Origin of the sequence: Sphingobacterium sp. Lzh-3, from assembly GCF_046764375.1 — a bacterium.
GTDB lineage: Bacteria > Bacteroidota > Bacteroidia > Sphingobacteriales > Sphingobacteriaceae > Sphingobacterium.
Window position 1 is genome coordinate 5,144,836 of record NZ_CP177226.1, and the last position, 22,910, is coordinate 5,167,745.

At 40.5% G+C, this 22,910-nt stretch carries 21 protein-coding genes; 10 read left to right on the top strand and 11 right to left on the bottom strand.

The annotated features are described in order from the left end of the window. Positions 1-4 precede the first annotated feature (4 nt). From ACLCDV_RS21730 to ACLCDV_RS21740, 3 genes are all read left to right on the top strand, one after another. On the top strand, positions 5-3,112 hold the full coding sequence (locus ACLCDV_RS21730) for an efflux RND transporter permease subunit (RefSeq protein ID WP_411972238.1): 3,108 nt from the start codon (positions 5-7) through the stop codon (positions 3,110-3,112). 232 nt (positions 3,113-3,344) lie between these two features. After that, positions 3,345-4,178 carry a sulfite exporter TauE/SafE family protein gene (locus ACLCDV_RS21735; RefSeq protein WP_088162862.1) on the top strand — a complete coding sequence of 278 codons (834 nt, stop codon included), beginning with the start codon at positions 3,345-3,347 and terminating at the stop codon, positions 4,176-4,178. Positions 4,179-4,255: 77 nt separating this feature from the next. Next, positions 4,256-4,657, top strand: a complete 402-nt coding sequence (locus tag ACLCDV_RS21740) for a DUF1634 domain-containing protein (protein ID WP_317669634.1) — start codon at positions 4,256-4,258, stop codon at positions 4,655-4,657. A 7-nt stretch (positions 4,658-4,664) separates the two neighbouring features. On the opposite strand, the gene ACLCDV_RS21745 is transcribed toward ACLCDV_RS21740, so the two are convergent. Beyond that, the gene (locus ACLCDV_RS21745) at positions 4,665-5,204 is read right to left on the bottom strand and encodes a GNAT family N-acetyltransferase (protein ID WP_411972239.1); all 540 of its coding nucleotides are present in this window, start codon (positions 5,202-5,204) and stop codon (positions 4,665-4,667) included. Between the two features lie 245 nt (positions 5,205-5,449). Between ACLCDV_RS21745 and ACLCDV_RS21750 the strand changes: the two genes are divergently transcribed. Continuing rightward, positions 5,450-6,037 carry a Crp/Fnr family transcriptional regulator gene (locus tag ACLCDV_RS21750; protein ID WP_075994967.1) on the top strand — a complete coding sequence of 196 codons (588 nt, stop codon included), beginning with the start codon at positions 5,450-5,452 and terminating at the stop codon, positions 6,035-6,037. A gap of 104 nt (positions 6,038-6,141) precedes the next feature. After that, on the top strand, positions 6,142-6,735 hold the full coding sequence (locus tag ACLCDV_RS21755) for a YceI family protein (RefSeq protein WP_336834982.1): 594 nt from the start codon (positions 6,142-6,144) through the stop codon (positions 6,733-6,735). Between the two features lie 62 nt (positions 6,736-6,797). Here the strand turns inward: ACLCDV_RS21755 and ACLCDV_RS21760 are convergent, their stop codons facing one another. The 4 genes from ACLCDV_RS21760 to ACLCDV_RS21775 all read right to left on the bottom strand — a co-directional run bounded on the left by ACLCDV_RS21760 (position 6,798) and on the right by ACLCDV_RS21775 (position 10,601). Then, a complete protein-coding gene (locus tag ACLCDV_RS21760) occupies positions 6,798-7,583 on the bottom strand; it encodes an SDR family oxidoreductase (protein ID WP_333577098.1) in 786 nt (261 codons plus the stop codon). 77 nt (positions 7,584-7,660) lie between these two features. Further along, the gene (locus tag ACLCDV_RS21765; RefSeq protein WP_120333283.1) at positions 7,661-9,313 is read right to left on the bottom strand and encodes an ABC1 kinase family protein; all 1,653 of its coding nucleotides are present in this window, start codon (positions 9,311-9,313) and stop codon (positions 7,661-7,663) included. 153 nt (positions 9,314-9,466) lie between these two features. Further along, on the bottom strand, positions 9,467-10,108 hold the full coding sequence (locus ACLCDV_RS21770) for a hypothetical protein (protein WP_411972240.1): 642 nt from the start codon (positions 10,106-10,108) through the stop codon (positions 9,467-9,469). Next, complete coding sequence (locus tag ACLCDV_RS21775) at positions 10,098-10,601, bottom strand: RNA polymerase sigma factor (protein ID WP_075994087.1); 504 nt, start codon at positions 10,599-10,601, stop codon at positions 10,098-10,100. Before ACLCDV_RS21775 ends, ACLCDV_RS21770 begins: the two co-directional genes overlap by 11 nt. Before the next feature lie 117 nt (positions 10,602-10,718). On the opposite strand from ACLCDV_RS21775, the gene ACLCDV_RS21780 reads away from it, so the two are divergent. Then, entirely contained in the window at positions 10,719-11,156 is a 438-nt protein-coding gene (locus ACLCDV_RS21780; RefSeq protein ID WP_411972241.1) for an acyl-CoA thioesterase, read from the top strand. 158 nt (positions 11,157-11,314) lie between these two features. Here ACLCDV_RS21780 and ACLCDV_RS21785 read toward each other — a convergent pair whose 3' ends face one another. The 3 genes from ACLCDV_RS21785 to ACLCDV_RS21795 form a co-directional block, all read right to left on the bottom strand. Then, a complete protein-coding gene (locus tag ACLCDV_RS21785) occupies positions 11,315-11,758 on the bottom strand; it encodes an Hsp20/alpha crystallin family protein (RefSeq protein WP_075994089.1) in 444 nt (147 codons plus the stop codon). A 381-nt stretch (positions 11,759-12,139) separates the two neighbouring features. Then, the gene (locus ACLCDV_RS21790; protein ID WP_317669626.1) at positions 12,140-12,850 is read right to left on the bottom strand and encodes an ATP-binding protein; all 711 of its coding nucleotides are present in this window, start codon (positions 12,848-12,850) and stop codon (positions 12,140-12,142) included. 78 nt (positions 12,851-12,928) lie between these two features. Continuing rightward, complete coding sequence (locus tag ACLCDV_RS21795; protein WP_201667273.1) at positions 12,929-13,297, bottom strand: dihydroneopterin aldolase; 369 nt, start codon at positions 13,295-13,297, stop codon at positions 12,929-12,931. Between the two features lie 72 nt (positions 13,298-13,369). On the opposite strand from ACLCDV_RS21795, the gene ACLCDV_RS21800 reads away from it, so the two are divergent. Next, positions 13,370-14,098 (top strand): DUF1080 domain-containing protein, encoded by a 729-nt coding sequence (locus tag ACLCDV_RS21800; protein ID WP_201667272.1) that lies wholly within the window; start codon positions 13,370-13,372, stop codon positions 14,096-14,098. 261 nt (positions 14,099-14,359) lie between these two features. Next, positions 14,360-16,543, top strand: coding sequence for a DPP IV N-terminal domain-containing protein (locus ACLCDV_RS21805; protein WP_411972242.1), 2,184 nt, complete (start codon positions 14,360-14,362; stop codon positions 16,541-16,543). Positions 16,544-16,770: 227 nt separating this feature from the next. On the opposite strand, the gene ACLCDV_RS21810 is transcribed toward ACLCDV_RS21805, so the two are convergent. From ACLCDV_RS21810 to asnB, 3 genes are all read right to left on the bottom strand, one after another. Next, positions 16,771-17,742 carry a polysaccharide deacetylase family protein gene (locus ACLCDV_RS21810; protein WP_411972243.1) on the bottom strand — a complete coding sequence of 324 codons (972 nt, stop codon included), beginning with the start codon at positions 17,740-17,742 and terminating at the stop codon, positions 16,771-16,773. After that, positions 17,742-19,310 (bottom strand): M20/M25/M40 family metallo-hydrolase, encoded by a 1,569-nt coding sequence (locus ACLCDV_RS21815; RefSeq protein WP_317669623.1) that lies wholly within the window; start codon positions 19,308-19,310, stop codon positions 17,742-17,744. The genes ACLCDV_RS21810 and ACLCDV_RS21815 overlap by 1 nt, the downstream gene beginning before the upstream one ends. Positions 19,311-19,636: 326 nt before the next feature. Further along, positions 19,637-21,325 (bottom strand): asparagine synthase B, encoded by a 1,689-nt coding sequence (asnB, locus tag ACLCDV_RS21820; protein ID WP_317669622.1) that lies wholly within the window; start codon positions 21,323-21,325, stop codon positions 19,637-19,639. Between the two features lie 235 nt (positions 21,326-21,560). On the opposite strand from asnB, the gene ACLCDV_RS21825 reads away from it, so the two are divergent. After that, entirely contained in the window at positions 21,561-22,136 is a 576-nt protein-coding gene (locus ACLCDV_RS21825; protein WP_317669621.1) for a Crp/Fnr family transcriptional regulator, read from the top strand. A gap of 177 nt (positions 22,137-22,313) precedes the next feature. Beyond that, on the top strand, positions 22,314-22,775 hold the full coding sequence (locus ACLCDV_RS21830; RefSeq protein WP_411972244.1) for a VOC family protein: 462 nt from the start codon (positions 22,314-22,316) through the stop codon (positions 22,773-22,775). Positions 22,776-22,910 lie beyond the last annotated feature (135 nt).

Sequence of the window (22,910 nt, forward strand, 5' to 3'; positions counted from 1 at the left end):
ACGAATGAACAAATTCATTAAAAATATCATTGCCTTTTCCATTAAAAATAAAGCATTTACCTTTATTTGGGTCGGTATTTTGGCTATAGCTGGTTTCATTAGCTTTAAAAGCATGCCTATTGAGGCATTTCCTGATGTAACCAATACACAAATAACCATCATTACCCAATGGAATGGAAGAAGTGCGGAGGAAGTCGAACGTTTTGTAACGACACCAATCGAACTGGGCATGAGTCCAGTTCAAAAGAAAACGAGCATACGGAGCACCACCATGTTTGGCCTCTCCATTGTTAAAATCATCTTTGATGATGGTGTAGACGACACTTTTGCCCGCAACCAGGTCAACAACCTCATGCGGTCTGTAAGCCTGCCCGACAATGTCGACCCTGAAGTGCAACCCCCTTATGGCCCCACAGGAGAGATATTCCGTTATACATTACATAGCGATCAACGCAATTCACGCGACCTCCTTACTTTGCAGACCTGGGTCATTGACCGCGCTTTACGTGGTGTCCCAGGCGTAGCAGATATCAACGTTTTTGGTGGACAGGATTTGGTTTACGAAATCAGTACTGACCCTATCAAACTAGACAAATTTAATCTGACTCCGTTGCAGGTATTTGATGCTGTCAGCAAAAGTAACCTGAATGTCGGTGGAGATGTCATCGAAAAAAGTGGCCAGTCCTACGTCGTACGCGGTATTGGTTTGGTCAACTCAATCAATGATATCGAAAACATCACTGTAATCAACCAAAAAGGAAATCCGGTCTTTGTTAAAAATGTAGCCGAAGTAAGAGAAAGCGCGATGCCCCGCGTGGGCCAAGCCGGTTTTGGTAAAAATGATGATGTGGTAGCAGGAACCATCGTAATGCGGAAAGGCGAAAATCCAAGAGAGGTTTTAACTGCTGTAAAAGCGAAAATAGACGAGCTCAACAACAAAATCCTTCCCAAAGATGTCAAAATGCAAACCTTCTATGACCGTGACAATCTCATGGATTTCACGACCCATACCGTTATGCATAACTTGATTGAGGGTATTGTACTCGTCACCTTAATGGTATTGCTTTTTATGGCAGATTGGCGCACTACGGTCATCGTTTCCATTATCATACCTCTCGCCTTACTTTTTGCCTTTCTATGCCTTAAACTAGCAGGCATGAGTGCCAACTTGCTTTCTCTGGGCGCTGTAGACTTTGGTATTATCATCGACGGTGCCGTCGTCATGGTTGAAGGGATATTTGTCATGTTGGACCACCAAGCCCATAAGCTGGGCATGGAGAAATTCAACAAAATGGCCAAAGCAGGTTGGATCAAACAGACAGGAACAGGCCTAGGAAAAGCAATCTTTTTCTCCAAGCTAATTATCATCACCTCCTTGATGCCTATATTCTCCTTCCAAAAAGTTGAAGGAAAAATGTTCTCGCCACTGGCCTTTACCCTGGGTTTTGCTTTACTGGGTGCATTACTGTTTACCTTGACACTCGTTCCCGCTTTATCGCATATTCTGCTCAATAAAAATGTAAAAGAAAGACACAATCCATTTGTTGAATTCTGGAATAGAATTGTCGCCAAGGGTTTTGGATTTACATTCCGAAACAAACGACTGAGTATGATCGTTGCAATTACTTTACTAGCGGCAGTCTTATTTTCTGCAAAATTTTTAGGAACTGAATTTTTACCGACATTAAATGAAGGGTCTCTTTGGGTTACTGCAGAAATGCCGATGAGTACTTCTTTACGTGAATCGGTTAAAACTACCAAACTGTTAAAGAGTACTTTGGAAACCTTTCCTGAGGTCACCGGCGTACTGTCGCAAACAGGACGGAGCAACGATGGTACCGACCCCAATGGCTTTGGCTTTGTTCAGTTTGCTGTGGCCCTAAAACCTAAAGAGGAATGGACACGTAAAATCACCATGGATCAGTTGATCGAAGAAATGGACCATAAACTCAAACAATTTCAGGGTATTACCTATAACTATTCACAGCCTATTTCGGATAATGTTGCCGAAGCCGTTGCTGGTTTCAAGGCCGAAAACGGCATCAAGATCTTTGGCGATAACCTCGCGACCTTAGACCGTCTGGCGAAAGAAGTTTATGCACAGGTCAAAGGTATTCAAGGCATTAAAGAACCCGGTATTATTCTCAATATTGGTCAGCCCGAAGTGAGTGTGGTATTGGATCGGACGCGTATGGCGGCTTTCAATGTGCTACCGGCAGATGCACAGGCGGTACTGGAAATGGCCTTCGGCGGAAAGACCGCTTCCATTTTGTACGATGGTGAACGCAAATTTAACATTCGCCTACGCTACGCCCCCGAATATCGAAAAACAGAGAAAGATATTGCACAGCTGATGGTTCCATGTGGTGATGGTACATTAATTCCTTTGAAAAGTATCGCGACCATTGAAAAAGATAATGGTGCTGCTTTTATCTATCGCGACAACATCAAACGCTATATCGGCATCAAATTTTCCATCCGCGACCGTGACTTAGGAAGCACCATTGCTGAAGCACAACAAAAAGTAAGTAAAATTAAGCTTCCGGAAGGATATTCCATCGGTTGGACTGGACAATTTGAAAATCAGCAGCGTGCTACCCACCGTCTAGCACAGGTGGTACCAATCAGCTTGATCGTCATTTTCTTCCTATTGTTTATTCTATTCGGAAATATCAAAGATTCGCTGCTCGTATTGGCCAACGTTCCTTTTGCGCTTATCGGTGGAATTATTGCCTTACACGTTACAGGTATGAATTTTGGAATTTCGGCTGGCGTAGGTATGATTGCATTATTCGGGATATGTATCCAGAATGGGGTTATCCTGATCTCGGAATTCCACCAGAACAAGAAGGAAGGTCTACCCAATGACCAATCAATTTATAAAGGTGTAAAATCGCGAACACGACCTGTGGTCATGACAGCTCTAATGGCTTCCATCGGATTATTGCCAGCTGCATTATCGACCGGTATAGGTTCGGAATCACAAAAACCTTTGGCGATCGTCATCATTGGCGGACTAATCTCAGCGACGATATTGACATTGTTGGTATTTCCAATCATCTACGATATCTTCAACAGAAAAGAAAAGATACAACAAACAATCGCTGAATAATGTTGTCCATATTTTATATACTATATACTTAGACCATTAAAAGGTCATCGATACTGCCTCACGCTGGGAAGTGATCGGGCAGTATCATTTTTTTTAGGATACTTTTGATGTAACATTTGTATCTATTCCGGTTTAAAAATTTCAAAAACAATAAAAAGCCCTTAAGTTTACAACAAATTACCTTCCAAAAAGCAGCTGCTGCTTTTTGGATCACACAAACAAACAAATATTTATGACTATTCTCACCTTTACAATCATCCTTCTCCTGGGTGCTTTTGTAGCAGGGCTCTTAGGATCCCTGACAGGCTTAGGCGGAGGGGTCGTTGTCATCCCTTTATTGACTCTTCTGTTTCATGTCGACATCCGTTATGCCATTGGAGCCGCCTTGCTGGCTTCCATAGCGACTTCATCCGGTGCAGCCACAGCCTACGTCAAGGAAGGCATCACTAACATCCGGCTTGGGATGTTTCTTGAAATTGCAACCACCATTGGAGCAGTGATCGGCGCTGTTATTGCTATTTACATGCCTACAAATACCATTGCAATCATCTTTGGTGTTGTACTTATCTTCTCTGCAGCAATGACGGTCCGTAAGAAAAACGAACACGCACTTTCCGGCGGTTCGGTCCTGGCAGAAAAATTGAAGCTGAACAGTACCTATCCTGCTGATGGCAAATTAATTCCATACAAACTTACCAACATAGCCGGAGGCTTCTCTTTGATGGGGGTTGCCGGAATTCTTTCCGGTCTATTAGGAATCGGCTCAGGATCCCTTAAAGTTCTCGCAATGGACAGCATGATGAAAATACCCTTTAAAGTCAGTACGACAACGAGTAACTTTATGATCGGCGTCACCGCAGCCGCTTCTGCAGTGGTCTATTTACAAAGAGGCTATATGGATCCAGGTATTGCTTTTCCAGTTATCCTAGGCGTATTATGCGGCGCCATTACCGGATCCAAGCTCTTAAAACGTATGAATCCGAAGACTTTACGCATTATTTTCGCCGTCGCCATTACATTGGTGGCATTGGAAATGATCTTCAACGGATTCCAGCATAAATTCTAAAAAAGGTCGTTTACACGATTTAGAATTTTAGTTTATAACGTCCTTCCGCTAGACAATGAAGGACATAACTACTCAAAATGAAACAAGTATTTTCGAAACACTATTGGGGAGACAAGGACATCTCACTTTTGGTCGGACAAATTTTACGTATAGGCGTTATACTCGCCTCCTCTATTCTTATCCTCGGCGGTATCCTATACCTCATTGTTCATGGACAGGAAACCGTACCGAATTATAAAGATTTTATGGGTGAGGGAGATTCCAACACAACAATGACCGGAATTATTACCGGAGCATTCAGCAGAAACATTCCCCAAATTATACAGCTTGGTGTCCTTTTATTGATTTGCACCCCCATCGTAAGGGTGATTGGTTCATTATTTGGGTTTGTCATCGAAAAGGACAGGCTTTACATCATCATTACTTTGATCGTATTAACAGTCATTATCGGGAGTATTCTCAGCGGTGTCAAGGGATAATAAGGCTTTATCTCTTGGCACGAAGCCAAGTGGATTTTTCCAATGCATATTCAAAATTTTTCCGTTCAGGCTCATTCACGTAACTGACCATCTTTTCGGCCACTTTAGTTGCGCCTAAGCGCTCAACTGCTGTCTGAGAACGAAAATTTTCAGCACCTACATGTAGGTAAATGCGATCTACAAAATTGAACGCAAAATCAAACATCATCTCTTTGACCAGTGGATTTATTCCTGCGCCCCAATAGGCTCGGGCATAAAATGTGTACCCAACAAAAATCAATTTTTCAGCTTCATCAAGCCCATAATACCGCGTACTACCGATGCAGGCTCCACTTTCCTTATCCAAGATTAAATAAGCAGCCTTACTTGCTAAGGCGCCTTCAAAAAATAGGCGAAAAATATCTTCCTTCCAGCGGTCCTTATTGGGATGCTGTTCCCAGATCAGGGGATCTTTGGCAACTTGATACAACGTATCAAAATCCGCTGGTTCCATGATTCGTAATACGACCTTATCGTTTTCAAGGGTATTGGGTGCAACAAACTTCATGAGACATATTTATGGTTTTAGCAATCAAATTATTTTAAATCCGACAGAAGATACCAATTATTGATGAAACTATTTAAATTACGGCAATATCCAGTCAAATATTACACCAAAATGTTGATTTTATCACTGTTTTGATAAAATCGAATAAAAGCAACAACCATCAACTGGATTATTTCAACTTAGAATTGATAGGAATCAAACAGCTTGTTAAATTAGTATTACAAAATTTTGTATTTTACAGCCAAATGGAACAATTCAAGGAATTTGTAAAACAACGTATTGATGTCACCGAGGAAGAACTGAACGACATCGTTTCACGTTATCAGGTAAGGAAAATAAAGAAAAAAGAATACTTTCTCCGTGCAGGCGAAGTCTGCCATCATGAGGCCTATGTGATCAGTGGTTTATTTAAATCATTCTATGTCACCGCCGATGGAATCGAACATATTCTACAGTTTGCGATTGAAGACTGGTGGATCGGCGATATCGCGAGCTTCAATTACCAGGAACCCGCACTACAAAACATCCAGGCCCTGGAAAACTCCGTGGTACTTACACTGTCAAAAAAAAATAAAGACAAACTCTACGAAGATCATCCAATCTTTGAGAAACTCTCCAGGATAATGGCCCAACGTGCACAAATAGCATCGCAGCACCGTATTATCTCAAGCATAGGTTTTACAGCACAAGAGCGGTATCTGGATTTCATCAAAAGGTATCCTAAAATCTACCCGCGGATCTCCAATATGCAATTAGCCTCTTATCTTGGTGTCACACAAGAGTTTTTAAGCCGTCTAAAAAGGCAAATATTGAAGCCTAATCGAAATTCTTGACCTACATCAATTTTTTCTTTGCTAGTTTATCCCACCTTTGCAAAGCTTGTTCAAACAAACAATTTGAACTTCTTAAGGTTAGATAAATAAAAAAAGAAAACAAGATGAATAAATTTTTCCAAATTCTGGCAGCAGCAGTATTAATGGTTAATGCCGCTGTAGCACAAGTAAAGTGGTCTGCTGACCCTGCGCACACAAATGCAAGATTCGATGTAAAACACCTTGGAATCAGCTTTGTTGACGGTGAATTCACAAAGGTAGAAGGTACAGTTGAAACTGCAACAGGAACAGGCTTTAACAATGCTAAAGTTAATTTTTCTATCGACGTCAACAGCATCGATACACGTATCGCTGCCCGTGACAATCATTTGAAGACCGATGATTTCTTTGCTGCGGAAAAATTCCCTAAAATGACATTAAAGTCTATCAGTTTTAAAAATGCGAAAGTAAAAGGAAAATATATTATGATAGCAGATTTGACTATTCGTGATGTAACGAAAAAAGTAACTTTCGATGTGACTCAAAATGGCGGAATCATTACCGACCCTTGGGGAAAAACACGTGCTGGCTTTACTGCTAAAACAAAAATTAACCGTCAGGATTTTGGCATCAAATACAATGATAAATTACCATCTGGTGTAGAGGCGGTTGCTTCTGATGTGGACATCATTGTCAATACCGAATTGGTTTTGAACTAATTGAAAATAATAAATCACACAAACTTAGTGGCTATCCTATTTGATATAGGATAGCCACTTTTTTATAAGCCTTTTAACATACCGCCATCCAGCGGAATATTGGTCCCAGTCAGATAACCTGCATATTCGGAGCAAAGGAAAGCGACGAGATACCCGTATTCTTCAGGCTTACCCAGGCGCTGTGCAGGAACCTGTTTTAACCGCAATTGCAACGCTTCCTCATAGGAAATTCCCAGACGTTGTGCATCTAGGTTAGTTAGCGACTGGATACGATCCGTATCAAACAGACCTGTTAAGATGCTGTTGACAGTCACACCGTCTTTGGCGACATCCTCGGCCAACGATTTACTCCAGCTAATCAATGCTGTACGGATCGTATTGGACAACACTAAATTAGATACCGGTTCTTTCACTGTTGAAGAAGATACATTAATAATACGCCCGTATCGGTTTGCCAACATATAAGGAAGCGCACATGAGGTTGTGTAACAGTGATTTTGAAATAAGAGTTCAAAAGCATGTTGGTAATCCGCCAGATTTTTTTGGTCTATGGTTCCAGCTTGTGGGCCATTCGAATTATTGATCAAAATATCAACCTTATTCGACTCAAAATAATGTGCTATCTGCTTTTTGTATGCTTCGTGATCATTGTAATCCACTAGGATATATTGGTGCACCTGTCCTTTAGAGGTATCAAGACTTTCACAGGTACGCTGCAGCTTTTCCTCATGTCTGGACGCTAAAGTTACAGATACACCGCAAGAAGCAAGCACCTGGGCAATACCTGCACCTATACCCGCAGAACTCGCTCCGATCAACGCCTTTTTCCCATTTAGATTGATTTCCATATCTTTTTGTTTTCTATTTTATCGTATGTATGTATGCATAGCAAGTCATCGTCGCTGAAAATGTGTGCTAGATCCGGCTAATCATTGTCCTTTGCCCGGATCATGGCGACAAATAAATATATGGCAAATACCCATGCGGAGCCAAGGCATATCCAGGCAAAAATGGGAATTCCCCACCACTGCGGTTCTACCCTCGCAACGATAATCATTCCGCCCAGTAAATTGAGTGACATAAACATAATACCGATGACAATCCGATTGACCCCCTTGCGTAAAATGGCATTAAAAGATCGCGCACTGATCAGACGATGGTTTAAGGTAAAATTTCCCGTCCGAAACAAACGCACAAGGGCACGCATATCTTCAGGGAGTTTTTCGACATCGCGGGCAAAAGATTCAACTTTATGTTTTCCTTTTTTGAATATCGCCTCTGGAGAGAGTCGCTCCATCATAATCCTTCGTGCAAAAGGCTTGATACTCTCCATAATATTAAGATCGGGATATAACTGGCGTCCAATACCTTCCATCAACGAAATACCCCGCATCAACTGATAGATATATTCCGGAAAATACAAGCGGTTGTCGCCAATGATGTTCCACAATTTATTGAACAATAAATCTAAGCTAAGATCCCCGAGAGACACATTGTCAATCATATCGAAAATCTCATATAGGGATCTTTCAAACCGGTTACGATCCGGAATATGGCTCACCACCGCAACGTCTTCAATCACATCGGCCAAACGGACAGCATCTTCGGAAATAGCCGATTGAATAAACTCCTCAAGCTGCCTACGGTCTATTCCCAACAATTTACCCATATTTCCAAAATCTAAAAAAGCAATCCGTCCATCCGGCATCACCATCATATTGCCGGGATGGGGGTCGCCATGAAAGAAACCATGAATAATCACTTGCTCAAGGTATAAATTGATCCCATTTTTGACCAGCGTTTGGACATCCATTCCCCGACGTTTAATTTCAACGGCATCAGTTACCTTGAAACCATCAAGATATTCCATGCAAAGAACACGGTCCGAGGAGAGTTCAGGATAAACACGGGGTACCTTTATCAGTTTGTTTCCTTTAAAGTTCTTCGTGAAGCGTTCGATGTTATGCCGCTCAATCACCAGGGACATCTCTTCCTGCATGGTCGTAGCGAAAGATTCAACAATTAGCAGAAGATTAAGGTTTTCCAGTACATCATTGTACATGGTTAGGATTTTGGCAATATCACGCATGAGTGCTAGATCACAGCGCATAACCTCATCGATACCCGGACGTCGGACTTTTAAAACCACATGGGTCCCATCTTTTAAGGTTGCGCGATATACCTGTGCAATAGAAGCCGCAGCAAAAGGTTCCGCAGCAATCTCCTGGAAATGCGCCTCAATATCCAGCTCCAGTTCTTCCTTCAGATACGATTTAATATCCACTTCAAAGGGTGGAACATTATCCTCTAGACGCTTCAGTTCCTCTACGAGCTCTTTGGGCAACAACCCTTCCCGCGTCGAAGCAGATTGTCCAAGTTTGATAAAAGCCGGACCGAGCTCCTCAAGCGCCATGCGAATACGGGTATAAACACTGATCTCATCGACATCAATAGGATGTTCTACGGCTGATCTGGGTCCTTTCCACGGCAATCGAGCGATTGCATCTTTAAAACCATATTTGGCCAATATACTTAAGATCTGGGAACTGCGCTGTAACTTCTTTGTCGGATTATACATAATGGACAATGATTTTCGATAACAATATACGAAATATCCATGCGCTATAAACACGAACACCTGTAAAACAAAGTAGATATTTCATATGGACTTAAATAAACAAATAATAAGTACATCAAACAAAAACCTTACCTGTTTTAGCTCCAACAACCCTTATTCCGTTTCCATTTGATCCAATTTCTCCTTGATCTGAGTAATATACCTGCTGTAATAACAACGAATCATAATTTCCGTCAGACCAACAACAAGGAGGATAGACACAATTGCGGAAAGAATCAACCATACAATAAAGTTGGGATCCTTTGCGAAAGTTTCCTTGAAATGATACAATCGATCAAACCATATCGTGGTTCGGTTTTGGGCGATCATGATCAAATAAAGAAACAAAGCTTGCGGAATCATCACATAGGCCGCAATACGATACGTTTCAACGGCATATTTCAAATCGTAATACAACTTGAGCAAATGCTCTTTAGAAGCTAGCAACTCTATCTTTTTTGTGCTCTTTACCAGATAAAAGAACCTTCGATAATATAAAAGACTTGATAACGATATCTGTACGATAAAAAAGTAATAGGCAAATGCAGCGTAACCTTCGATTTTATAGATCGGCAACATAGGTACCAAAAATAGAAAGCCCATACAGACGACCCAAGAAATAAACTCGCGCTTGATGTTCTTGCGCAGTTTACCCATGATATTGCCAACTTCCTTATAATATTTGAGATTTGGATTCTGTAAATCCTCATCTGTAGGCTGTTCCTGCCAGGTTTTTTTTAACTCATCAAAATTCATACTTGTATTTTTTAATGATTTGTTGAATTCGCTCCTTCGTGCGGTTTAATTTTACGCGGGCATTGACTTCCGATATACCCAGATTCTCCGCAATCTCGCGATGGCTCTGACCTTCCAAAAACAAAAAGATCAAGGCTTTTTCTATTGCATTCAGCTCTTGAACAGCCTGATAGAAAACTTTCAGTTGCTCATCTTTATCGGTGTCGTAAGCTTCTTCTGCAAAATCATGTCGCTCCTCTAACGCATCATAAATCTGATGCTTCTTTTCTTTCTTTAAAAATACCATTGCGGTATTGAGAGCAACACGGTACATCCAGGTCGAAAATTTACTCTGTTGCTTAAATGTCGCATAGGATTTCCATAGCTGATACACGATCTCCTGATACAGGTCTTGCCGCCCCTCATGGTCATCCATATACATACGGCTCACCTTAACGAGAATACCTTTATTCTCGTCAATCAGTCGAAGAAATTCTATTTCCGATGGGTTCACCTAGCGATTTTTCTTTAAATATATTTAGGTAATAAGTATAGCAAACAAACAAAGTGTTACAGCTTTATTTAAAAATATGTAAATTGTTATTAAAAAAGAGACTAATCGCTGAAGATTATGGAGAATATATTTTATCAAGGTCAAATTATATGGGCGCAGATCGATGCAAATAGACATATGCGGCATTCTGCTTACGCAGACATCTGCGCTCAGGCCCGCAGTAATATGTTGAACAAAATGGGCTTTTCACTGGATAAATTTGCCGAATTTCATATCGGCCCGATTTTATTCAGGGAAGAACTCATCTATTTTAAAGAAGTACATTTGGATGAATATGTACAGGTAAAAGTAGAACTGACGAAGTACAACAAAACAAATAGTCGTTTTTCATTTATACATCAGGTTTTTCGTAATGACGGAGTTTTGTGCTGTACCGTTAACGTCGATGGAGCCTGGCTGGACCTTCAAAAGCGGAAATTAACCAAATTACCGGAAGAGATGGAGCCTTATCTCGCCAGAATTCCCCGATCTGAAAACTATGCGGAAACTGAATAGTCTATTCATCCTTTCAAGACCATCGTTATAAAAGAAAAATCCCTCGGAACACAAACGGAACTCCGAGGGATTAAAACATAAACTAAACCTAAAAACTATTGTCTTTTATTCACCTTTTGGTCATTTCCAAAATGAACTATTTCTTGTGCACCGCTGAATTATTTAACTTCAATTAAACGTTTTGCAATGATTGCATCTTCTTTCTTACCAACAGTCAAAATTAAGATCCCACCTTCATAGGCAGCCTCGATATTGCTGTAATCTACGGTCTCTGGCAATGTAAATGATCTTGAGAACGAAGAGTAATTGAATTCTTTTTTGCTGTATAATTTTTCTTCACTAACACTTTCCTCTTTTTTCTCAGCTGAAATCGTAATCAGGTTTTTATCTACATTGATCTTAAAATCAGATTTATCCAATCCGGGCGCTGCCATTTCAACTTTAAATGATTTTTCGGATTCCGATATATTTACCGCCGGCACACGGGATACCAAACGATCTGAGATGAAGTTATCATTGAATAAATTGTCAAATACAGTATTTACAAATGGATTTACTGCATCAGTGTTTAAACTTTTTGTTGGGAATTTAATTAATGCCATTTTTTGTCCTCCTAATTTTTTGTTTTATTGTTAAGCTTTTTTGTTCTAACTATTTGAAGAGAATTATTCAATTTGCGTACCAGCAGTTTTTAAAAGACAAAATGTCATTTTAAAATAAAAACAAATGCCATTTTGACTCATTCACAAACTATTGTTAGCGACTTAGCAATCAATCTGTCATTGACGCCCCACCCTATCCTAAATTGTCTCCACATACAGACTAACGTATAGGAGACAAAACAGTTTAACAGAAGTTGTTATTTTTTTATTAGGCATCTGAAGCAGAGCATTCAACTAACAGACTCACTTAGAAGAGAAAAACAGTTTATCAGAAATCGCTATTTTTATTAAGTATCTCAAGCGGAGCTTTCAAAAAAATCATTAAGGTTGATTTTGTTCCAATGTAGCGATCAACAAGAATTTGACAGCATCGTAAATATAGTCCTTGGCCTCCGCATAGGAGATCCCATAGCGTCGTGGTACAACATCAGCATAATGCGGGAATGGCCTAAATAATTTATCATAATAAGCATCCAACTGCACTATTGTTGGCAACTCAAAAGCCAAACGAAGCTGAAACCGACGGATAATGGCTGTATCCAATATTTCGGGATGGTTGGTTGCTGCAATCAATACCGCTTCAGCAGGAAAATAATCGATCAGCTGTATAATGGTGTTTACGAGACGACGCATTTCACCCACATCCTTTTCTTCACTAATCCGCGCCTTTCCGATCTGATCGAATTCATCTAAAAACAGCACCGCTTTTTCACGTCCAGCTTTATCAAAGACCTGTTTAATATGCTGCGAGGTTTCACCAATACGGGAAGAAATGAGGTTGCTCAGATTCAACACATAAATTGGCTTTTCTAGCGCCGTAGCCAGGGCTTTCGCTGTTGTTGTTTTTCCGCAACCTGAATAGCCGTGCAGTAAAATCTTATTGCTAACCGGCAGGCCATATTGTGAAAGCTCTTTAATATAACGATGTTCTTTAATCAGCTGATGGAGCTTCTGACGGCTCTCCTCTTCCAAGAAGACGTCTTCCAAAGCTATCCTTTCCTTATCGGCAATGACAAGATCGTAAATATTCATAATGTTAATTTAAGACTATCAGATAACGGTTGGCAAAACTAAATCTTTCAGTCGATATTTAGCTGATCCAGTTTCGTTTTAATCCTTAAAATATTTGAGGCCAACTTGTGAGCAGGAAAGATCGCCTCCAAAGGGAGGATTAGATTTACGTATCACAACCTCGATCGTCAGAGCATGGGATACTCTTTCCCGAATCTGATCCAGTATTTCTGAAGCCGCAGATTCCAACAATTTCCGTTTAGGCTGCATGACGCTAGCGGTAATCTGATAGAGTTCTTCGTAATTGAGCGTATTTTTTAAGTTCTCTGTCTCGGTATTCAAAAAGGGAAAACATACATCAATAGAAACAAAAAACTCATTGCCAAGCACCTGTTCTTCTTCATAGTAACCTATTGGTGCATAGAATCGGGCTTCTTTCAGCGATACTGTTTGTAAAATGGTTGCCATGTACAAACCTAAGGAAATTGTTCCATACAAATGGGATTATTTGTATATTTAACCATACCAAAAACCCAACAGATGAACTTATTTTTATCATCAGCATTAGCAACAACACTCTTATTTGGTGCCACAGCACTGCAGGCCCAAACCAATATGAAAGCCAGTGACACGGAATATTATAGTCCTGTCCCCCCCACCTTAACGATCGATCACGGTATCCCAAGCGACGCAATTGTCCTTTTTGACGGGAAGGATCTTAGCAAGTGGAAAAGTGAAAAAGGAAAAGCCAATTGGACTGTAGCCAATAACGTCCTTGAAGTAAAACCTGGAGCTGGAGCGATTGAGACGAACGAACACTTTAGCGATTTTCAACTGCATGTTGAATGGAAAAGCCCCGAAGTGATCAAAGGTGAAGGCCAAGGAAGAGGAAACAGTGGAATTTTCTTACAGGGGTACTATGAAATCCAGGTATTGGACAACGATAATAACCCCACTTATGTCAATGGCGGAGCGGGTAGTCTTTATAAACAACGGCCGCCATTGGCGCAAGTAATTGCACCAGACAAATGGCATGTATATGATATTATTTATAAGGCTCCTCAATTCAGTAAAGATGGAATATTGACCGCTAAAGGGACAGTAACGGTCTTACATAATGGAGTCGTTGTGCAAAATAACACCCAAATCGACGGTACGACAGAATATATAGGACTACCGAAGCAGATAAGCCATGGCCCAGGCCCAATTATACTACAGGATCATGGTGATTTAGTCCAGTTCAGAAACATCTGGTTACGTAAACTATAGCTGAACAGCAAGAAATAGAAGACTACAGCAAACAATTTAAGTTAGAAAAGCAACAATTCTGTACTAGGTTTTATAGGGCTATTTCCCTAATTTAGCCCTATAAAATTTAAAACAAACGGAATGTAATGTGTTCTTTGTGTTACGAATTCCTACCGCAGCAGCTTACAAAGCCTAGCTGAGTAGATCAATCAAGCGCAAATATCCCTTGAAATGGGTTTACTTATGCCGTTGAGTTTAATATTCACACAATATTACAGTTTAATGAAAAGAATTGCGCTATTCTTCTTGTTGGCAGGCTCCATCAGCAGCTATGCACAACGTAACCTCAATTTAGAAGAAACAGTATTTGGACCTCGAACCTATGCTCCAACATCGATTGCCGGAGCATCCTGGGTCCCAAAATCAAACAACCTGTCTTATCTCGATAAATCGTACCAGAACCTATTATCCAAAAGCGCTTCCAGCAACTGGAGCGAAACAAATCTCGCTTCTAAAACAGATCTCGAAAAAGCACTAAAAACGGCTATCCCCAACGAAACATTTAATTTGCGCGTATTTCCTTACGACTACAAATGGCGCGACGGAAATGCACTATTACTGCAAGTTGAAGGAAAAGATAAAACCTATACGGTAGCTTACAACATTAAATCAAAAAATATTGAAAGTTTTATCGGTAATGACAACAAGGGAGCGAATCGTGAGATCAGTTCGGATTTTTCAAAAATCGCCTATTTAGTAGACAACAACATCGCAATTGTTGACAAAAACGGCAAAATTACCGCTGTAACCAACGATACAGACAAAGGGATTGTCAATGGAAGCGATTATACACACCGTCAAGAATTTGGCATCAAGAAAGGAATGTGGTGGAACAATCAAAATGACAAACTGCTGTACTACCACAAAGACGAGACGATGGTTGCCAATTATCCGTTACCGCAATGGAGTCCGAAAATTGCGGATATCAAATGGATCAAATACCCCATGACAGGCCAAAAATCAGAAGAAGTTTCTTTGATCGTTTACAATACCACCACTGGTCAAAAGGTAACCCTTCAAACCGGCGAGCATTCAGAGCAATATTTAACCATGGTTACTTGGGATCCTTCTGGTAAATACATCTACGTCGGAGTACTTAACCGTGGGCAAAATGATCTTAAAGTCAACAAATACAATGCAGAAAACGGTTCCTTCGTCAAAACCCTGTTCGAAGAAACTGCGACAACTTGGGTTGAGCCAGAAAACCCATTGACATTTTTACCAAACAAACCGGATCAATTCCTTTATCAATCCGATAAAGAGGGCTATAATCAACTTTACCTCTATAACACGGAAGGTAATTTGATCAAAAAATTAGGCTATAAAGACATTGTTATGGAGTCATTGCTTGACTTTTCGGCTGATGGCAACAAAGTAAGTTACACGGGAGTCACCAACAACGGTTTAGATCGCCAATTATTTGAAGTCGATCTAAAATCAGGGAAAACGGTTCAATTAACGAATGAATCCGGCATACACCATGCTGCGCTAAGTGGCGATGGCAAGTACATCTATGATCAATATAGCAATTTAAAAACACCAAATAAAGTTCAGATCAAAGAAGTAAAATCTGCTAAAGAAACAACCTTAGTCAATGCAGAAAATCCTTTTGCCGGAAAAATAAATAATCCTAAAATAGAATTTGTACAGTTGACATCTGCAGATGGAAAATACCCATTGACAGGACGCATCATTTATCCCAACGATTTTGATCCTGCGAAAAAATACCCCGTCATGTACTATTTGTACGGCGGATCACATTCGCAGCTGGTTTCCAACAAATGGCTAGGAGGCGCTGGTTATTTTGATATGTATATGGCCCAACAAGGATATATTGTGTTTACCATGGACAATCGTGGCACAAATTACAGAGGCCGTGATTTCTATACTGCTACGCATCGCAACCTCGGTCAAAATGAAATGGCCGACCAGATGAAAGGAATTGAGTTCCTAAAATCAAAATCTTTTGTTGACCAACAACGCATGGGTATTTTCGGATGGAGCTTCGGCGGTTTTATGACAACTTCCTTCATGTTACATCATAACGATATTTTTAAGGCTGCTGTAGCAGGAGGCCCAGTAATCGACTGGAAATTTTATGAGGTTATGTACGGCGAACGTTACATGGACACTCCACAAGAAAATCCCGAAGGATATAAATTGACTTCTCTGCTCAACAAGGCCGATCAACTGAAAGGGAGACTATTGATTATTCATGGTGCACAAGACCCTGTCGTTGTACAACAAAACAGCATGGAGTTTTTAGAAGCGTGTATTAAAGCCGGAAAGCAGGTAGATTATTTTCTATACCCGACTCATGAACACAATGTGATGGGGAAAGACCGTATTCATATGTACGAAAAAATTGCAGACTACTTCAATCAACACCTCAAAAACCCATCCTAAAACTCAGGAAAGTAAGAAAAACCAAAAAAGGGTTATCCAAGCTTTTTGAATAACCCTTTTTTATGCAATTTAATACAGTTAACAATCTGACTAGGCCTTCTTACACGTCTGGAAATTATCGCTATTATCCTCCCGCTCAAAAACTGGTCTAACGACAGCCCAAGTGCTGATCACGCTATCCAGCTACGCAAAGGAAAGGCGATCCTTAAAAACAAGTTATTCAATAGTCAATGCAGCTCCTCATCCAAGCCTTCAGATAAGCTATACAATGTCCAATGTTTTGTTTTTATTGACTGAGATTCTCTTCGAAGCAATTGGATGAAATCCCGCACACCGAGTTCTTCATTCCCATTACCATGAATCAGAACAATACTTCCGTTCTTGGCTTGCTGCCCTTTAGCCAACCATGCATCTGAACCAACCGCAATAAGACCATAAGACAACAGCCGTTCAATAATATTCCGATCTGAAACTAAGCCCGGACAACGAAAAAAAACGGAAGGCATAAGCCCATTTTTTAGCATTAATTTTTCATTTTCCAATACCTCATAATTTAGATTCGTATTTTTAGAAAGTAGAAAATTGGACGTCAAAGGCTTACTATTAAAAACGTGGTCGTACGTGTGATTGATCCAGGTAATCTTTATACCCTTCGTATCCAATGACTTTAGCCATTCCAGATCTGCAGCATGATTTAGCATCCATTTACCCGAAACAGAAACGGCCAGTGGCAGGGTGCTATCAATTCCCTTAAACGCAAGGAGAAGATCCTCAAAAATAGCTTTGTCCAAAGGTTTATGTGAAGGGCATAGATCAATAGTCAAATTAATACCAGCCTCTTTGGGAAGACTAAAATTCAGTCCCGCATCCTGTAAGTTATTTTCAGTTTTTCTAACCAAGGAAAAACAACTTTCATATACCGAACCACTTAGACTTTTCGTAACCTGAGCCGCATCTTTATACAGAACGCTGACTGAACGATCTCCTACTACACGCGTTTGCAATGTAGCAGGATCTACCGCTAAATAATATTTTACAGCATTTGTCCTGAAACTACGGATCCCCACCAGTGATTTATTGTTTTCACGAAGGATTAACCACTCGGTTCTGTAGTTTTCCAAATTAGCAAATGAAACCTGTCCATAAGAGAATAGGGCACATATCAAAAATAGACAAACAAAAATGAGCTGTTTCATCATCAGTTACCACTTGTTCTTTTTGATTGTAGATTTGTTGGCCATACCGTCTGCTTGCCATCCTTATCGATTGGCAATATGATCTTTTCCCGGGAGACCAAAGTTGGTTCTTCACAGGCTAGGTAAGTTAAAATCGCAACGATAATGGCGTTTTGTTTCACCTCATCAAAAACAATCTTATCGTAGGTATCGCGATTGGTATGCCAGGTCACTTTACCATAATCCCAGGAAGTGGAAGAGAGCCCAAAGGCTGGAATTCCTTTTTGAACGAAAGAAGAATGATCGCTCCCTCCCGTCCCCGGCATGCCCGGAAAACTGGTTTGGATTTCATTACGGAACTCTTCAGGCAAATATTGCAGCCAGCGGCTAATGTATTCGTAGGACTTTTCAAAACCACTCCCCCCGATACGAACAATTCGCCCCGTCCCGTTATCCTGATTCCATACGACCTGTATATTTTTAGCGATCTCGGGATGGTCTTCGACAAATGCAGAAGAACCGTTCAGCCCCTGTTCCTCACTACCCCAGTTACCGACCAAAATCGTTCTTTTATTTTCCGGATAAACCTTTCTTAAAATACGGACTGCCTCCATCATTGTAATCACCCCGGTAGCATTGTCTGTAGCACCCGAAGCGCCGTCCCAAGAATCTAGATGTGCCGAAAGCACAACATATTCGTTCGGTTTTTCTTTTCCTTTGATCTCCGCAATACTATTATAGGTTTTTGATGTCCCAAGCTCTTTTGAATTTCCCTGCAGCGATACCCGAGGTTTGACTCCATGCTCTGCCATGCGGTATAACAGGCCATAATCTTCCAAGCCGACATTAAATACAGGAATTTGTTTGGACTTTGCATCAAAAATCCGCGTGATACCTGGCAACTCCGTCCAGTAGGAATCAATAACACCAACTGCCCCGGCATTCTCCAGGGCCAATGGCAATGTCCGACGGGTGCTTCCTGTGTAGGACATACTCGCCTCCCATTTTTTCAACTGATTATTTTTTAAGGTTTGATATTTTTCATAACCTTTCGGGGAAGCAGACTCCTTCCAGTTGGCATCAGATCTTCCAGACAGTGGATTCATCCCAATCAATACAATCTTGCCTTTAATTGTTTTAAGCCAGGACTGAAAATCGGATTGGGAGCTAAATAACGGCATAGCGACCACTTCGGCTTCGACCCCTTTCTCCTTTGTCATAGGGCTAAAAGCCAACTGCGTACCTTCTAACGACTTTATTCTCGGATAGGTCATCGTCACTTGAGAAGTTCCCCGTTCCCAGGAACGCCATTCACCATAGGGCTCATTACGCGCCTGTGCGCCAAGGGCATTGTAATTTTTGACGACCCAATCGTGCGCCTGCTGCATTTGTGGACTCCCGACAAGACGGGGGCCAATCATATCGACAAGCTCAAACGCATACTTCTCCAATTGTGAATTTGCATTTGCCTCCTGGACAATTGACGAGACCATCGCTTCCTTATGCTGCGCAAAAATACTTGAAGTGCTCAACAATAAAAGAGCTAGTCCCAAAGATTTCATTCCACGATGTTTCATTGCATCTATCTTCATGTGTATATCAGTATATATTTTATAGTTATCCATTAATAAGCAGATTCCACAAGCGTGAACTACTTTTCCGTACATTCTGTTTGCCCCCAAATAAGAAGCCTCTGAAAAAGACAGCATTTTTGGCAACTATAGTTAATCAGAAACCCAAAGTTTCCTGTGATTGGTTTTCCCGAAAATTACTAAAGAATTCTTAAAAAAGCACACTCATTTTTAATCCAGTCAAATTATAAAGTTTTATTTCACTAAAAAACTTAAAACCAGTGCATAAAAAAGCCTGAAAAGAATCTTTCCAGGCTTTACTAAATATAGATATGAGGGTTGATTAGTTACACGGCTTCTACTTTGGATTTTTCGTAGCTCTCTTGGTGAACCGAGGCTACAGCTCTTCCAGATGGGTCATTCAGATTCTGGAAAGAAGCATCCCAAGCTAAGGCTTCTGGCGTACTGCATGCGACAGATTTTACCGAAGGAACAGTTTGTGCTGCCGCTGTTGAAGGAAAATGAGACTCGAAAATTGTCCGATATAAAAATTCCTCTTTATTTTTCGGTGTGTTTATCGGGAAGCGCGATGAGGCCTCGGCAAATTCCTGATCAGAAACTTTATTTTCAGCCTGCTCTTTCAGGGTATCAATCCAGCTATAGCCTACACCATCAGAAAATTGCTCTTTTTGGCGCCATGCGATGCTCTCCGGCAGATAGTCTTCAAACGCCTTACGTACAACCCATTTCTCCATTCTTCCTTCACGAATCATTTTATCGGCAGGATTGATACGCATGGCAATATCCATAAATTCTTTATCCAGGAAAGGCACACGTCCTTCTACTCCCCAAGCTGCAAGTGATTTATTTGCCCGCAGACAATCGTACAGATAAAGCTTTTTCAGCTTGCGTACCGTTTCCTCATGAAATTCCTGCGCATTAGGTGCTTTATGAAAATAAAGATACCCGCCAAAAAGCTCGTCTGATCCTTCGCCCGACAACACCATTTTGATGCCCATGGATTTGATTACACGAGCTAATAAGTACATTGGTGTAGAAGCACGTACCGTTGTGACGTCATAAGTTTCCAGGTGATAGATCACATCGCGAATAGCATCCAATCCTTCTTGGATTGTAAAGTTGATCTCGTGGTGTATCGTTCCGATATGATCTGCAGCCTTTTGTGCTGCAATGAGATCCGGTGCCCCCTTCAGTCCCACCGCAAATGAATGCAATTGAGGATACCAAGCATCTTCTTTATCGTCACTTTCAATACGTTTGGAGGCAAACTTCTTCGTTACCGCCGCAATAACGGATGAATCCAATCCACCAGACAGTAGTACACCGTAAGGTACATCTGACATCAATTGACGATGTACCGCATCTTCCAAAGCTTTGCGCAAAACGGCGATATCGGTCTCGTTGTCTTTTACGACGTCGTAAGTTTCCCAATCACGTTGGTACCAACGCTGCGGAGTTTTCCCAGTTTTGCTATACAAGTAATGTCCCGGAGGAAATTGTTCAATCGTCGTACAGAAACCTTCCAGTGATTTTAATTCAGATGCAACAAACAACTGTCCCTGTTCATCTTCACCGTAATATAAAGGGATAATACCCATATGGTCACGTGCAACAAAAAAGGAATCATCACGCGAATCATAGAGTGCAAATCCAAAAATGCCATTTAATTCATCTACAAAAGAGGGGCCTTTTGCTAAATATAAAGCCAAAACAACTTCAGAGTCACTTTGAGTCGAAAAATCATAGTCGGGAAGACTATTTCTTAATTCATGGTGGTTATAGATCTCGCCATTAACTGCTAGTACAACTTTACCATCCGGACTGTACAAAGGTTGACTTCCAGATTTGGGATCAACGATAGCTAATCTCTCGTGTGCCAACAATGCTTTCTCACCAGTAAAGATGCCCGACCAATCAGGACCACGGTGACGAATACGTTTTGACATTTCTAATACTTGAGATCTCAATGAGCTTGCAGGTTGCTTTAATTCAAAAGCGCCAATAATTCCACACATATTATGAAAATTTTAAATATTTCGTTTTTACATTATGTTATTGACACAAAGTAAAACAATTAAAAACTAAATTCATAATGTTTTTTAATTTTTATTGTGTTTTTATTAAAAATACACTCATAAACAAACAAAATTATCAACGAAACACTTATTTGTTTACAATAATCACACAATAGATTAACAGTTGATCTGCGGATTTATCGTTAAATTGACGTCATAATCAAATAACCAGGACATGGATCTAATTAGAACCTTCTATAGTGAGCTTGCGCTCACACCACAGGAATTAACGGCCATCACGGAGAAACACGAAGCCCTAACCGTAAAAAAAGGCGATTTTATATTGACCAAAGGACAGGTTTCAAATGCTTATTACTTAATCGAATACGGACTTACACGCTCCTTTTTACATGATTACGAAGGTAATGAAGTTACCATCGGCTTCTGTAGTGACAATGACGTTGTCATTGAAGTGGCTTCTTTTTTTCAACGCAATCCAACGGTGGAAAATATACAGGCGCTCATGGAAACCCGTCTCTGGAAAATAAAATTTGAAGATTTTCAGGAACTCTTTCATCAGATTCCTGAATTTAGGGAATGGGGCCGTTCCTGGATGGCTAAAGAACTTGTTCACAGTAAAAATAGAGCTATTGCCATGATTACAGAACCTGCTACTGCCCGCTATCTACGCCTGATTAAGGAAAAACCAATATTGATACAGCAAGCCCCCTTAAAACATATCGCATCTTACTTGGGTATCACTGACACTTCCCTAAGCCGTATTCGAAAGGAAATTGTTCACGGAAATTAATCCTTTTTATTGAATTAAGGACTACTTTTTTAAATCTTGCCTTAAGGCAAGATTTTTAAGAAAACTTCAGTTTAATTTTACGAATGTTCTCCCACGCTATTTATTATAGTCCCCTGGGAAGAATAATTGAGAAAAAGAACGAAAAGAAGTAATCATTATATTCAAAAATTAGAAATCATGGCAAAATTACACGCTTACCTAAATTTCAACGGAAACTGTGAAGAAGCATTCAATTTTTATGAAAAAGTCTTCAACACAAAAAATCCTGGCTACATGCGTTATGGCGATATCCCTGCTGCCCCACAAATGCCACCTGTTCCAGATGAAGCCAAAAACAAAATCTGTCATACCGCAATTTCGATCAATGGAGACAGCATGCTGATGGGTGCTGATGTCATTCCTGCCTTTGGACAACAATACATTCAAGGAAACAACAGCTATGTCATGCTGATGTGTGAAAGCACCACAGAGGCAAAAACATTATATGATGCACTGAGTACCAATGCAAAGGTGGTTGAAATGCAGCTCGGCGAAACGTTCTTTGCCGAACTATACAGCGCTTTTCAAGATCAATTTGGCATTTGCTGGATGGTTTATTTTGGCGGAAATAAAGAAGAAGATTGCGAAAGTAAGCCTTAAGCAAGCGAAACCGTCCGTAATATATTTGGCAAAAAAAAAGGCGGTAACAACAGTTTACCGCCCTTTCTATTTTCGATGACTTCTACCTATTTACGCGATCTCAATTGAACCTGTCGCTACAGGAAGTCGTCTATT

What these genes read in the sequence shown, in the direction of transcription:
- ACLCDV_RS21730 (WP_411972238.1), top strand. Translation starts at nt 5, where the DNA reads ATGAACAAATTCATTAAAAATATCATTGCCTTTTCCATTAAAAATAAA.
- ACLCDV_RS21735 (WP_088162862.1), top strand. Translation starts at nt 3,345, where the DNA reads ATGACTATTCTCACCTTTACAATCATCCTTCTCCTGGGTGCTTTTGTA.
- ACLCDV_RS21740 (WP_317669634.1), top strand. Translation starts at nt 4,256, where the DNA reads ATGAAACAAGTATTTTCGAAACACTATTGGGGAGACAAGGACATCTCA.
- ACLCDV_RS21745 (WP_411972239.1), bottom strand. Translation starts at nt 5,204, where the DNA reads ATGAAGTTTGTTGCACCCAATACCCTTGAAAACGATAAGGTCGTATTA.
- ACLCDV_RS21750 (WP_075994967.1), top strand. Translation starts at nt 5,450, where the DNA reads ATGGAACAATTCAAGGAATTTGTAAAACAACGTATTGATGTCACCGAG.
- ACLCDV_RS21755 (WP_336834982.1), top strand. Translation starts at nt 6,142, where the DNA reads ATGAATAAATTTTTCCAAATTCTGGCAGCAGCAGTATTAATGGTTAAT.
- ACLCDV_RS21760 (WP_333577098.1), bottom strand. Translation starts at nt 7,583, where the DNA reads ATGGAAATCAATCTAAATGGGAAAAAGGCGTTGATCGGAGCGAGTTCT.
- ACLCDV_RS21765 (WP_120333283.1), bottom strand. Translation starts at nt 9,313, where the DNA reads ATGTATAATCCGACAAAGAAGTTACAGCGCAGTTCCCAGATCTTAAGT.
- ACLCDV_RS21770 (WP_411972240.1), bottom strand. Translation starts at nt 10,108, where the DNA reads ATGAATTTTGATGAGTTAAAAAAAACCTGGCAGGAACAGCCTACAGAT.
- ACLCDV_RS21780 (WP_411972241.1), top strand. Translation starts at nt 10,719, where the DNA reads ATGGAGAATATATTTTATCAAGGTCAAATTATATGGGCGCAGATCGAT.
- ACLCDV_RS21785 (WP_075994089.1), bottom strand. Translation starts at nt 11,758, where the DNA reads ATGGCATTAATTAAATTCCCAACAAAAAGTTTAAACACTGATGCAGTA.
- ACLCDV_RS21790 (WP_317669626.1), bottom strand. Translation starts at nt 12,850, where the DNA reads ATGAATATTTACGATCTTGTCATTGCCGATAAGGAAAGGATAGCTTTG.
- ACLCDV_RS21795 (WP_201667273.1), bottom strand. Translation starts at nt 13,297, where the DNA reads ATGGCAACCATTTTACAAACAGTATCGCTGAAAGAAGCCCGATTCTAT.
- ACLCDV_RS21800 (WP_201667272.1), top strand. Translation starts at nt 13,370, where the DNA reads ATGAACTTATTTTTATCATCAGCATTAGCAACAACACTCTTATTTGGT.
- ACLCDV_RS21805 (WP_411972242.1), top strand. Translation starts at nt 14,360, where the DNA reads ATGAAAAGAATTGCGCTATTCTTCTTGTTGGCAGGCTCCATCAGCAGC.
- ACLCDV_RS21810 (WP_411972243.1), bottom strand. Translation starts at nt 17,742, where the DNA reads ATGATGAAACAGCTCATTTTTGTTTGTCTATTTTTGATATGTGCCCTA.
- ACLCDV_RS21815 (WP_317669623.1), bottom strand. Translation starts at nt 19,310, where the DNA reads ATGAAGATAGATGCAATGAAACATCGTGGAATGAAATCTTTGGGACTA.
- asnB (WP_317669622.1), bottom strand. Translation starts at nt 21,325, where the DNA reads ATGTGTGGAATTATTGGCGCTTTTGAATTAAAGCAACCTGCAAGCTCA.
- ACLCDV_RS21825 (WP_317669621.1), top strand. Translation starts at nt 21,561, where the DNA reads ATGGATCTAATTAGAACCTTCTATAGTGAGCTTGCGCTCACACCACAG.
- ACLCDV_RS21830 (WP_411972244.1), top strand. Translation starts at nt 22,314, where the DNA reads ATGGCAAAATTACACGCTTACCTAAATTTCAACGGAAACTGTGAAGAA.